This is a genomic window from Methanomicrobiales archaeon HGW-Methanomicrobiales-1 (assembly GCA_002839675.1).
In the GTDB taxonomy this organism is placed as follows: Archaea; Halobacteriota; Methanomicrobia; order Methanomicrobiales; family Methanospirillaceae; genus Methanoregula.
The window spans coordinates 1,115,947-1,128,082 of the sequence record PGYM01000001.1; the positions used below are offsets into that span (position 1 = coordinate 1,115,947).

Sequence of the window (12,136 nt, forward strand, 5' to 3'; positions counted from 1 at the left end):
GGGTATCAGGTTTTTCCCCAGACTCGCGGGGCCTGCAATGCTTCAAGAGGTACGCGGGCGGCACTACTATGGAGGATGTGTGATGGAGCAATACGATATTACCATAATCGGTGCGGGACCTGCAGGACTTTCCTGCGCAATTCACGTAGGCGCACCCGGCATCCGGGTACTTGTTCTGGAAAAGATGGATGAACCAGGGAAAAAACTCCTGCTCGCGGGAACCGGCCAATGCAATATCACCCATGCCGGCGAGATGCGGGATTTCCTTTCCCGCTATGGCGACCATGGCAAATGGTTAAAACCGGCACTTTTCTCGTTTACCAACAAAGCCCTCCTCGCATTTTTTGAAGAGCGCGGGCTTCCCATGATCGCAGAAGAGAATGGCAAGGTGTTCCCCCAAACCCGGCAGTCGGCTGATGTACTGGCAGTCCTTCTTGAGGAATGCAAAACAAGGGGTGTCGAAATCCGGTGCAGCGAACCGGTTACCGGCATCACCCCCGATGCGGAAGGTTTTCAGATCGCCACTGCTCCCGCCACGTACCGCTCCACCTTTGTCGTGATCACGACCGGGGGTGCTTCCTACCCAAAGACCGGCTCAACCGGCGACGGGTTCAAGTTCGCTGCAGCGCTGGGACAACCGGTCACAGAAACTGCACCTGCCCTCACCCCGCTCCTGATCCGGAATTTCCCGTTTGCCGCACTGGCCGGCATCTCGTTTGAACAGATGCCGTTTACGGTCTGGCGGGCCGGGAAGAAAGTCGGGGACTACAAGGGAGATGTCCTCTTTACGCACCTTGGCGTATCCGGCCCCTGCATTCTCGATGCATCACGGCACATCCAGCCGGATGATATCATCAGGCTCTCGTTTGCAGGAGCCGTGAAGCGCGAGGAGTTTACCGCTGATCTCTCCCGGCGCGTGCAGGAGAACCGGACCTGGAATGTCAGCACGATCCTTGCTGCGTACCCGATCCCGGAACGACTCAACCGGAAACTCCTGAAACTCTCGGATATCCCGGACGATCTCAAGTGCAATCATTTCTCCGCAGAACAGCGAACGCGGCTGGTAACAAACTGCACAGAGTTCCCGTTAACCGTCACCGCACCGGGCGGTTACGCGGTTGCCATGGCAACCCGGGGTGGTGTGGCACTCGATGGTGTGGACATGAAAACCATGGAATCGAAGCTGGTTCCCAACCTGTATTTTGCCGGGGAAGTGCTGGATATCGATGGCGATACCGGAGGCTATAACCTGCAGGCCGCGTTTTCGACCGGTTACCTTGCGGCGCAGGGAATCAGGAAGCGAAGGGAAGAGAAGAGCCAGCTGCCGGGAGAATGATCCCGATCCCAAAAAAATACCTGAAAAAATTTATTCCTGTTTCTTTGTTACCACATACGTCAGTGAACCCGCTTTTTTTATGAGGTAATATCCTGCACCAAGACCAACCACAATCACACCGATCCCTATCAGCTCGAACGCGAATGCATAGGAATCTCCCGGCGCCGGATTCAGGAGAATCACTTTTCTCGCCATGGCAATGATGGCCAGCAGGATAATAATCTCAACATGGATGGTATTCTCGATGAAATATGCCTTGATGGTGTCTAACAGTTCGACACCGATCAGCACCAGCAGGAACCCGCCGAGCACCAGGATCATCTCGGTGGGGTCTATAAGATAGGGAGTGTCAAGGTCAGTGAGAGCGCCAATTAATTTGACCGCAAGCTCAAAAATAGCCGCAACGAGCACGACCATCAGCATAACCATGAGTATCGCATAAACACTTTTTTCGAATTTATTGACAATCTCAATCATAGGGGATCACCCTTCCACGGGAATAAGATCCGGGTTTGCCGGATTATATAACTTCACCACATCACCAATCACGATAACCGCCGGAGGTTTTACACCCGCATTTTTTGCCGCGTCGGCGATGGTTGCCAGCGATCCGGTCGTCACCCGCCGGTCCTTTCTCAGGCCGCGTTCGATGATTGCAACGGGCGTATCTTTCGACTTGCCATTCTGGATGAGCACGGCAGCAATCTTGCCAAGGTTCGCCACACCCATGAGAATTACGATCGTGCCCCGGCTTTGGGCGAGAAGTTTCCAGTCAAGGGCCGGTTCGGCCTTGGTCGGGTCCTCGTTGCCGGTCAGGATGGTGACCTGCGAGGCGTATTTCCGGTGCGTGAGCGGGATTCCCACGGACGCGGGAACCGCAAGGGCACTGGAGATCCCCGGGACCATCTCGACTGCGATACCGGCATCGCGGACGGTCTCGAGTTCTTCACCACCCCGACCGAACAGGAACGGGTCGCCGCCTTTGAGCCGGACAACCGTCTTTCCCGCTTTTGCCCGGTCCACGACAAGGGCCTCGATCTCGTCCTGCTCCAGCGTATGTTTACCGCCATACTTTCCGCAGTCGATCTTCTCGGCACGGGCGGGGAGCGAGGCAAGGATCTCCTCACCGGGGAGCTGGTCGAAGAGCACAACATCCGCTGCATCGATCACAGCCCGGCCCCGCTGCGTGAGCAGGCCTTCGCTACCGGGGCCGGAGCCCACCAGATACACTTTACCGTTCATGGATATACCTCGTTGCTGATCCCCAGTTCCCTGCAGGCATCTTCGATCAGATCCTGTGCTTTGCCTTTGAGCAGCCGGCCCTGTTCCCGGGCCTGTTCGATGGAGGTCACATCCGTCTCGATCCGTTCCGTCCTTGTCCCATCCAGCGAGAGCACTTCAGCGATGAGGTGGCCGGCCCGGCAATAGATCCCGAGTGGTGTATAACATCCCCCGCCCAGCTGTTCCATCACCGCCCGTTCGATCAGCACATCGGTGCGGGTCTGGGGGTGATCGAGAGCGGAGAGCACTTCCATGAGCGAGGGATCAGCCCGGCTCACAACTGCAATCGTGCCCTGGTTAGGAGATGGGACGAATTTTTCCGGGGGGAACCGTTCTCCGGGTAACCGGATACCGAGCCGGGTCAGCCCTGCCTCGGCAAGGATGATCGCATCATATTCTCTTTCGTTCAGCTTCCGGATACGGGTATCGACATTGCCCCGGAGATCTTTTACCGTAAGATCCGGGTCGTGCCGGAGCAGCTGGGCACGCCTCCGGGTGCTCGAGGTCCCGATAATTTTTACCTTTCCCAGCGGGCCATTGTGGGCAATATAATCCGCAGGGGAATCGCGCTTGAGCACGGCGGCTGTGAAGAGACCGTGGGGACGGTACGCGGGAATATCTTTCATGCTGTGCACTGCACAGTCAATTTCATTGGCCAGGATTGCATCGTCCAGTGCCCGGACAAAGACGCCCTGCCCGCCGATCGCATGCAGGGGAACCTGCGTGGTGGTGTCTCCCTGCGTGTTGATGATGATCTTCTCGGAGGGGATATCAAGCGCAGAGAGTTTTTTCATGACCGTCTCGGTCTGGGCAAGGGCCAGCTTGCTGCCCCGGGTCCCGATTCTTATCGACATTGTGTGTACGCCTGTGAGAGAGTGGTGAGGTCCTGATCGCTGTGCGCTGTGGAAATGAAGTTGGTCTCAAACTGGGAGGGTGGGAGGAAGATGCCGGCCTCCAGCATCCGTTTCCAGAACCTGCCGAAGGCATCGGTATTGCATTCCTTGACCTCGCGGTAATTTTTCGGGGGTGTGCTGCGGAAGAAATACTTGAACATCGAGCCGAGCCGGACGAACGAGCCCTTGTTGTCACTCCCCAGCGATTCTTCGAGCACACGCGTCTTTGCATCCAGCTCTTCGTAGAGCAGGTGATTGTCGTGGAGGTACCTGAGCGTGGCGATGCCGGCCGCAAGCGAGAGCGGGTTTCCGGAAAACGTACCGGCCTGGTACACCGGGCCCTGCGGGGCAATGAGCTGCAGGATATCCTTTCGCCCGCCAAATGCCCCGATGGGAAGCCCGCCTCCGATGATTTTTCCGAGCGTGGTGAGATCCGGTTTGACACCATACATCACCTGCGCCCCGCCAATGCCGAGCCGGTAGCCCGTGATCACCTCATCAAAGATCAGGAGCACATCGTGCGCTTTGGTGATCTCCCGTACATCCCTGAGATAATTTTTTTCAGGAAGGATCGGCCCGATGTTGCCTTGCACGGGTTCGATGATGAGAGCCGCGACATCACTCTGATTCTTGAGCAGTGCCTCAAGCGCTTCGGGATCATTGAAGGGCACCTGCCGGGTATGCTTCACGAGATCGGCGAGCACACCGGCAGAATCCGGGACGCCCATTGTGGTTGCGCCCGACCCGGCCTTGACGAGCACCGCATCATGGGCGCCATGGAACCCGCCCTCGATCTTAACGATATCTTTCTTGCCGGTGAACCCGCGTGCGAGCCGGATGGCAGCCATCGTAGCTTCAGAACCGCTCGATACGAACCGGACCATGTCCATGCCCGGGTGATCGCCCGTGATCATCTTCGCAAACTCGGGTTCGAGCGGTGAGGGGGTACCGTACAGCCACCCGAAGTCCAGCTGGGCTTCCACAGCCTGCCGGACCTGCGGGGCCGCATGACCAAGAAGGAGCGGACCGTACGCCATGCAGCAGTCGAGCAGGGTATTCCCGTCAACGGTGGTCAGGTACGAGCCGCTCGCACTGGCGGTATAAAACGGGTACGGCTTTATCGCCCGTACCGGGCTGCTGACGCCGCCGGGCATCAGGGTCTTTGCGATAGCGAACAATTCGCTGCTGGTACTGCTGTTACTGTTTTTCATCAAGCCACCCGGCAACATCTGCCGCAAAATAGGTAATAATGAGGTCGGCTCCCGCACGCTTGATGCAGATCAGGCTCTCGATCACCGTCTCTTTCTCCTTTAACCATCCGCGCTCGGCGGCACTCTTGATCATCGAATATTCGCCGCTGACCTGGTAGGCGGCCACCGGCAGGCCAAGTTCGGCAACCCCGGCAAGGATGTCGAGGTAGAATCCCGCCGGTTTTACCATGAGGATGTCGGCACCCTCGTCCGCATCCATCTGCGATTCAAGGATCGCTTCCCGGCCATTGCCACAGTGGATCTGGTAGGTAGACCGGTCGCCAAACGAGAACCCGGAGCCGGCCGCTTCCCGGAACGGGCCATAGAGTGCGGAGGCAAACTTTGTGGAGTAGGACATGATCAGCACATCCTCAAACCCTGCATCGTCCAGCGCGGCACGCAACGACCCGACCATCCCGTCAAGCATGCAGGACGGGGCTATGATATCTGCCCCGCTCTCGGCATGGCTGCACGCGATCCGGTTCATCAGTTCGAGCGAGGGATCGTTGAGCAGGTCAGGGCCATTCCGTCCTTCCCCGACAATCCCGCAATGGCCGTGATCGGTATATTCGCAGGCACAGACATCGGTGATGACAACCATGCCCGGCACAGCAGATTTAATCCTGCGGACGGCCTGCTGCACGACACCGTTGGCGTCATGAGCCGAGCAGGCTTCCGGATCTTTTACTTTGGGAATGCCAAAGAGCAGCACGGCACGTATCCCGCGTTTCCAGAGATCTGCAGCAACCGCTGCAATCCCGTCAATGGGATAGTTGAACTGGCCGGGCATCGAATCGATGGGGCGGGGGGAACTGATCGTCTCGTTCACAAAAAGAGGAGCGATCAGATCGTCTTTTGTTATACAGCACTCACGCAGGAGTGGCTGGATATGCCGGGTACGTGTTCTTCTCATCCGTCGCTGGGGAAACATACTGGAAACAGGCCTCCTGCTATTCTGATGACTACAGTTTTAAGAACAATGGTATTTATGGTTACTTTATTCCCCGTCATGCACCGCCGGTCTCTAAGGGGTGGCTCTTTAAGGAGCAGGCAAGCCGGAGCGCACTGTTGACCATGTTGTGCAGGTCTTCCTGCGTGTACTTGTTGTTCTCAATAAGGCCCCAGTCCTTGGTGGTGTCCTCGTCATTCTCTCCCACCCAGGACGCGATGGCAACTTCTGGCGTGTGAAAACCCAGCCAAGAAACAAAATTTAAGAGATTGCCGGCCACATGCTGGATCCCGTCCACATGCCCGATGATGATGAGAGCAGCAACCTTGTTTGAGATCATGCGGTTGCCAAACCACGTGAACTGGTTCTCGATAGTGTTCATCCGCTCAATAAATTTCTGGATCAGGGCCGAATGGTTGTTCCACCGGATGGGGGTTGCAAGGATCATTATGTCGCACGCAAGCACGGCATCGTAGACGGTCTGCATCTGGTCATCGTCGTACTTCAGCGAGCTCTGGCAGGGATAGGTACAGTAATCCGGGTTCTCGGAATAGTTTCCCTCACAGTCATGGATAACGAGATCCTTGAGCCGCAGGAACTGCGTCTGGCACCCATACCCGGTATACAGGTCAAGAGCCCGGAGCAGGAGACGTTCCGATTTGCTCATCCCCGGCTTCTGCCGGCTCGAACCGGAAATTCCGAGGACATTGATCTGCCGACAGGTGTTCCGGTCCGGGACCGGGATGATGTTGAGGCCTAACTTCCTTCCGACCAGTGACGCAGGCATGAATTAATAATCCTTGGTCCTGATTATCTACTTATGGGTCTGTTCCGCAGGACCCCGGATGCGGGAACCTGCGGATCAATGGACGGGGGATGCCTGCGATGAACGAGAATCTGAAAAATATTGTTGAGGATAACAAAAAGAAGTGTATCTGCGAACCATGTCCTTCCTACACCGAGTGCATGCGGGCGGGCAATGAACTGCTGTTCTGCGTAACAGGAAAAAGCGCTGACTGCAAATTTGAGAAGCAGGGGTGCCTTTGCCCGACCTGCCCGGTAACTGCCATCCTTGGCCTGAAAAAGGCTTATTATTGTATCAAAGGATCCGAGGCGGAACAGAAATAATGAAGTCTGGCGGTACAGCTGGGCCGCAATCACAGATCACCCTGTTTTTTATGCAGGTCTGAGATAATCATAAGAATGCAGATATCCCGCTGTCTTTTTGTTTTCCTCATAGTATGTGCTGCACTGGTGTGTGCAGGGTGTACGCAACCTGCTTCCCCGGTGACTCCGGTTCCTGTGACCATAGTACCGGTGATGGCTACCCCGGGTAATGGAACCGCGCCGGTGATTGACCCCGCACCCCTGGGTCTCACGCAATCCGATCTCCCGCAGGGTTTTACCCTGGTGGAGAGCCGGACAAAAACCCCCTCCGAAATGCCCCGTCTTGCTTTGGATCTCGGCTGGCAGGGTGGCTACATGGCACAGTATACCGGCCCGGTACCGGAGGGAACCGGTACGTACGATATCATGCACTCCATTGCCATCTACCCGTCAGGCAAAATTCCGGATGTGATCGATTATTCGGTACAACAGGGACAGTCTGACAGTGACTTTGCCTATTCCGTTATCCCGGTCCCGGGACCCGGAGCACAATCAAGGGCATTTTCCGGGAGAATACGGGAGCAGATTCCCGGAAATGCCGGAATGACCGGTAACACCGGTAACACCGGTTCCCTGGTTACCAGCATGGAGAACCCAGATGGCCGGACAAGCCTGAAGACAAACTTTTCCATGATCATCTTTTCCCGGGGCAATACCTTTGAAGTGATCAAACTATCCGGGACCGACCCCGACACGGATTTCCTGGTCAATCTCAGCCAGAAAGCCTATGCAAAAATTCCCTGAATAATCTGAAAATCCCATTCTCTCTTTTTTCCGGGATATCCGACAGGATTCTCCCATTACCACAATTGTCAGAGGCGGGAGAGTGCCAAGGGTTGCCGGTACAATTCAGCCCGGTGGCAGCTGCCCCGAAAAGAAGTGAACTATTAATTTTTACCGGGCATTTTTTCGTTGTCGATCCGGTCGCCTTTGGTGACCGCTTTAATGAGAGCATCCACCATCTCAAGGTCCCCTTCTTCCGCACTGGAACGAATGGAAAAGGTCAGGTCAGTGAGCAGTTTTTTTGCCAGCACGCGGGAGAGGTCATCGACAACTTCCGCAGTTTTTGGATTTGCGGGGCCCAGGCGGGCAATCGCCCGGTCACGTTCCCGTATGCGCAACGACTCTGCCCACGTGTGCAGGGAAGCAAGGGCATCGTCGGCTGATTTCCGGTGCAGGTGACGCTGGAAGACCTCGAGTTCCTCATCGACAAAGGTATGGGCCCGGTCGGCTTCTGCCTTCCGTGTGCTCATCGTCTGTTCATTGATGCTGCGGAGGTTGTCGATGGTAAAGAGATGGACGCCATCGATCGTCTCGGCGCCTTCCTCGACATCCCGGGGCTGGGCAATGTCGATGAGAATAAGCGGGCGGGGGTGCCCTTCGACCGGCCAGCACCGGTCCTTCATGGCATGGGCGAGATCCTTCCGGTGAATGACCGGGTGCGGGGCGGAGGTGCAGGAGATCACGACATCGGAGAGCGTGATGTAATGGTAGAGCTCGGATAGTTTCACCGCTTTGCCGCCGATTTTGTTGGCGAGGTGGACCGCCCGACCGTACGTCCGGTTCGCCACGTACATTGCGGTCAGGTTCTTGGCCGCAAGCGCCTGGGCAACCAGCAGGCCCATCTCGCCACTGCCAATGACAAGGATATGCTTGCCCTCAAGGCTGCCGATCTCTGCTTCTGCGAGAAGCACCGCTGCCGAACCCACGGATACCGAACCCCGGTTGATGAGGGTGCGCTGCCGGACTTCGACGCCGACATGCACGGCCTTGTTGATGCAGGTCTCTAAGAAACTGCTTGAAGTCTGCGCTTCCTGCGCATCCGAAAGCGCCTTTTTGAGCTGGCCGATGATCTGGTCTTCCCCGACAATCATTGAGTCGATCCCGGATGCCATGGCAAAGAGATGGCGCAGGGCACCTTTCCCTTCGTGGATAAAGAACTCTTTTCGTCCCATATCATTCAGGAACGACCGGAGCTCGTCCACATCGCCTTCCACGATCACTTCCACCCGGTTGCAGGTCTGGATCAGGAGCACGCCACTGAACCGGGACGATGCAGCCTCAAGGAATTCTGCTTCCCCGGAGAACCGGAATGCTTCAAGATCGGTAACATTTGCGGTGTGATGGCTGACACCGGCAATAGCAAAGGAAATGTCCTCGGGTTCAGTCATGAAGGTACCTCTTATTTACCCGGTCCCATGCACCGGCAGGGTCCACAGACAGGTCAGTCCAGACCGATGTATCGTTGAGCACTTCCCGGAGAATCGCGTTCCGCTTTAACGGGTCCGGTTCCGTGCGTTTGAGTTCTGCCCGCAGGCGCTGCTGGAGGGCGATCATCCGGTCCATTGCCGGGAATTCATGTTCAAGGTGCTCACGGATAAAGCGGGACACCGCCGGGCTGCTGCCACCGGTGCTGATGGCAAGCGTATAGCCAGTACCCCGGGAAACCGAAGGCAGGATCACATCGCCCGGCTCGCCATCCGCGTTGTTGAACAGGATCCCCCGGTCCCGGCAGAGCCGCCCGATCCGGTTGTTCTGGGCTGGCTCAGAGAGTGCCCCGATGACAAGAAACGCCCCGTCAAGCATGGTTTCGATCGATGCATCGGTTTCCGTGCTGACATCGCATTCCCTGCGGGCTGCCGGCAGGTCCAGGATCTTCTGCCCGAATGAACGGCTCACGATAGTTACCTCAGCCTTACCGGCAAAATAGGCAGCCTTGCGTGCGGCCACCTCCCCTCCTCCGAAAATGACGATGCGCCGCCGGGAGCAGTCCACGAAGAGAGGAATCATCTGCTATTAGATAGAGCGATTATAGCAAAAACCCTGTCGTTATGTTCGTAAAATTTCCAGCCGTCACGCTATGGGTTCATGGACCTGTACCCGCTACCCGGTTCCCGGTTCCCGGTTCCCGGCTTCCGGCTCCATGAAACCGAAATTCTGTGCGGGCATACAAGCAGGGAGTTCCCCGAAATATTCGGCTCACGCCGGAGAAAGCGGAATCCGGGGCTCCCGACTTCGATATACTTAAATCATTTGAATTCCCACATTGTAGAGCACACTGCGCCGATAGTGTAGTGGTTATCACTAGGCGTTGCCAACGCCTAAACCCGGGTTCGAGTCCCGGTCGGCGCACTTCTTGTTTTGTATCCTTGTTTCAAGGAGCGTAGCATAATTTTTACACACTTTTCAAAAAAGAACAATAAATCATTTTAGAGTTGAAAATTTTAAAAACGATCTTCATTTTTAGGTCATGTCCAGATTGTAGTTTTCTCTTTCCCCTATCGATGTAGCCTGAAAAAATTATCAAAAGCAAATCGATAACAAATACGAAAATTAAAAATGCTGCACCATCTTGTTGGCCACTTGAAATCCAGACCCATGCGGAAGAAATAAATTTTGTATTTAAGAGAGCCCCCGCCTCAGGGCCTCTCCGAGGCACGGCGGGGCAATACGTTTTCAACAATTTAGTCATTGAACCGCCGCGGGGCGCCCTTCGGGGCGGCGGGGTGCATCGCAATCGTAAAAGAAAGAGTCCGGGTTTTTTTCACTATCGCTCCAGACAAATGATCGCTGATACGCAACAAATTACATTTGTCCCTCACTGACCCCCCTCAACTCATTACAACAATATTGAGGCATGGCCACACCGTTAAATGCTACAAATCCGATCCAAAAATCTAAAGGGTTGATGGGGGGTCAGTGAGGGACATTTCGCAATACAACGGCCCGGCCAGGCAGGCAATCCTGAAAATTACGACTACACACTTTCAGATCTCACCGTTCCCCACAAATCAAAGTGCCCCCACTGACCCCCCCCTTCCCTCGTCCGGCATTTACCCAACAACCTCATCGAGCCCACGCAATAACCATCATTAAGGCCATTGCGGGAACGCCCCATTGGGAGCGGCAGACCATCCTTAGTTGGGGGCATGGGAACATCAGCCCCCATCAGCACGAAAATAGTATCACCATTTCCCAGAGAAACAGAGCCTGGCTTTCGCTGGGGCAGAACACTACAGCGAAATAAACCCGATCAGAAAATAAAATTCCGGGAAAATGCTCTGAACAAAATTTCTACAAAATTCACAATCAAAAATAGTTTTTAAGATTCTGACATCACTTCTTCTTGGGTGCCGTCTTCTTAGCTGCTACCTTCTTGGGTGCTGCCTTCTTTGCAACTACCTTCTTAGGTGCTGCTTTCGCCGCTACCTTCTTGGGTGCTGCCTTCTTTGCAACTACCTTCTTGGGTGCTGCTTTCGCCGCTACCTTCTTGGGTGCTGCCTTCTTTGCAACTACCTTCTTGGGTGCTGCTTTCGCCGCTACCTTCTTAGGTGCTGCCTTCTTAACTTCCGGCTTCTTTACCGCTACCTTCTTTGCTGGTGCTGCCTTCTTTGCCGCTACTTTCTTCACAACTACCTTCTTAGGTGCTGCTTTCTTAACTTCCGGCTTCTTTGCCGCTGCTTTCATTGCTGCTGCCATGTGGTTTCCACCTCCTACCGGAAAGGGTTATATTTTGTGTTAATTTTCGAATTAATAAATATTTTGGTCGCAACACCATTTTTGAGCGTAGAATCGGGCTAAATACCCACATTGATTCATAGATTATGGCACGATCCGACCAGAAACCAATTATATGTCGGATAGTGAGCAAAATGCGCAATCCTGCAATTATCCTTCGGATTTACTTAAATCACGATATTCGGGCGATTTCAGTTTGCGGGTTTTCGTCGGTTTTTCATCGGTACAGAAATATGCGCTATCGTCTATTTTTCCCTTTTTTCGCAGAGTACCTGTCCAAACGACAACATTTATCGCCGATAACATCCCGGTAAGTGTATGAAAAGGCCGTTCGTAGTAGGACTTGCAGGAGCAATATTCGGGCTGATCACCGCGTTCTGGGTGATCTTTACTGCCACATCCGGCGAGATTATGCTTTCAGGCGTACAGGCCGCACTGTTTTCAAGCCTCGGAATGGGGGGTGCTGCAATCTCAATACGAGAACCACGGTTTGCCGGCTGGATGCTCATCTCTTCTGCGGCCTGGATTACCCTTTCTGTTCCCGTAGCCGGTACCTTATATCTCCTCTTCCTGTACGCGCCCGCAATCCTCGTGATGGCAGTCGCAGCCGTGCTCTGCTTTAGAGAGCCGGTAGAAGAATTCTCTGAAAATTTTGATGAAGATAATTCCCGGGAATAAAGACCGGAATACTTTTTTCCTGTCAGACTTTCGGAGGGTTCCCCCCGCCGGAAAACAGGATAAT

At 54.8% G+C, this 12,136-nt stretch carries 14 protein-coding genes and 1 tRNA gene; 5 read left to right on the forward strand and 10 right to left on the reverse strand.

The features are described from left to right. The first annotated feature begins 82 nt into the window (after positions 1 to 82). The gene (locus CVV30_05550) at positions 83 to 1,336 is read left to right on the forward strand and encodes an NAD(P)/FAD-dependent oxidoreductase (protein PKL70809.1); all 1,254 of its coding nucleotides are present in this window, start codon (positions 83 to 85) and stop codon (positions 1,334 to 1,336) included. Positions 1,337 to 1,366: 30 nt separating this feature from the next. Here CVV30_05550 and CVV30_05555 read toward each other — a convergent pair whose 3' ends face one another. From CVV30_05555 to CVV30_05580, 6 genes are all read right to left on the reverse strand, one after another. Beyond that, a complete protein-coding gene (locus tag CVV30_05555) occupies positions 1,367 to 1,813 on the reverse strand; it encodes a hypothetical protein (GenBank protein PKL70810.1) in 447 nt (148 codons plus the stop codon). A 6-nt stretch (positions 1,814 to 1,819) separates the two neighbouring features. Continuing rightward, positions 1,820 to 2,578, reverse strand: a complete 759-nt coding sequence (gene cobA / locus CVV30_05560) for a uroporphyrinogen-III C-methyltransferase (protein PKL70811.1) — start codon at positions 2,576 to 2,578, stop codon at positions 1,820 to 1,822. Further along, entirely contained in the window at positions 2,575 to 3,471 is an 897-nt protein-coding gene (locus tag CVV30_05565) for a hydroxymethylbilane synthase (protein ID PKL70812.1), read from the reverse strand. Before CVV30_05565 ends, cobA begins: the two co-directional genes overlap by 4 nt. Then, positions 3,462 to 4,721 (reverse strand): glutamate-1-semialdehyde-2,1-aminomutase, encoded by a 1,260-nt coding sequence (hemL, locus tag CVV30_05570; protein PKL70813.1) that lies wholly within the window; start codon positions 4,719 to 4,721, stop codon positions 3,462 to 3,464. The genes CVV30_05565 and hemL overlap by 10 nt, the downstream gene beginning before the upstream one ends. Further along, on the reverse strand, positions 4,708 to 5,691 hold the full coding sequence (locus tag CVV30_05575) for a porphobilinogen synthase (GenBank protein PKL70814.1): 984 nt from the start codon (positions 5,689 to 5,691) through the stop codon (positions 4,708 to 4,710). Before CVV30_05575 ends, hemL begins: the two co-directional genes overlap by 14 nt. 76 nt (positions 5,692 to 5,767) lie before the next feature. Beyond that, a complete protein-coding gene (locus tag CVV30_05580) occupies positions 5,768 to 6,496 on the reverse strand; it encodes a flavodoxin family protein (GenBank protein ID PKL70815.1) in 729 nt (242 codons plus the stop codon). A 98-nt stretch (positions 6,497 to 6,594) separates the two neighbouring features. On the opposite strand from CVV30_05580, the gene CVV30_05585 reads away from it, so the two are divergent. Together CVV30_05585 and CVV30_05590 are read left to right on the forward strand one after the other, a co-directional pair. Further along, the gene (locus CVV30_05585; GenBank protein PKL70977.1) at positions 6,595 to 6,837 is read left to right on the forward strand and encodes a hypothetical protein; all 243 of its coding nucleotides are present in this window, start codon (positions 6,595 to 6,597) and stop codon (positions 6,835 to 6,837) included. 192 nt (positions 6,838 to 7,029) lie between these two features. Then, positions 7,030 to 7,620: a hypothetical protein gene (locus CVV30_05590; protein ID PKL70816.1), complete on the forward strand. Its 591-nt coding sequence runs from the start codon at positions 7,030 to 7,032 to the stop codon at positions 7,618 to 7,620. A 143-nt stretch (positions 7,621 to 7,763) separates the two neighbouring features. Here CVV30_05590 and CVV30_05595 read toward each other — a convergent pair whose 3' ends face one another. After that, positions 7,764 to 9,047 (reverse strand): glutamyl-tRNA reductase, encoded by a 1,284-nt coding sequence (locus CVV30_05595; protein ID PKL70817.1) that lies wholly within the window; start codon positions 9,045 to 9,047, stop codon positions 7,764 to 7,766. After that, a complete protein-coding gene (locus tag CVV30_05600; GenBank protein ID PKL70818.1) occupies positions 9,040 to 9,666 on the reverse strand; it encodes a siroheme synthase in 627 nt (208 codons plus the stop codon). Before CVV30_05600 ends, CVV30_05595 begins: the two co-directional genes overlap by 8 nt. 270 nt (positions 9,667 to 9,936) lie before the next feature. Here CVV30_05600 and CVV30_05605 point away from each other — a divergent pair. Further along, positions 9,937 to 10,008 (forward strand) — tRNA-Gly (locus tag CVV30_05605). A gap of 43 nt (positions 10,009 to 10,051) precedes the next feature. On the opposite strand, the gene CVV30_05610 is transcribed toward CVV30_05605, so the two are convergent. Beyond that, on the reverse strand, positions 10,052 to 10,348 hold the full coding sequence (locus CVV30_05610; GenBank protein PKL70819.1) for a hypothetical protein: 297 nt from the start codon (positions 10,346 to 10,348) through the stop codon (positions 10,052 to 10,054). Between the two features lie 644 nt (positions 10,349 to 10,992). Next, positions 10,993 to 11,355 (reverse strand): histone, encoded by a 363-nt coding sequence (locus tag CVV30_05615; protein PKL70820.1) that lies wholly within the window; start codon positions 11,353 to 11,355, stop codon positions 10,993 to 10,995. A gap of 357 nt (positions 11,356 to 11,712) precedes the next feature. On the opposite strand from CVV30_05615, the gene CVV30_05620 reads away from it, so the two are divergent. Next, on the forward strand, positions 11,713 to 12,072 hold the full coding sequence (locus tag CVV30_05620; GenBank protein PKL70821.1) for a hypothetical protein: 360 nt from the start codon (positions 11,713 to 11,715) through the stop codon (positions 12,070 to 12,072). Positions 12,073 to 12,136: the final 64 nt, after the last annotated feature.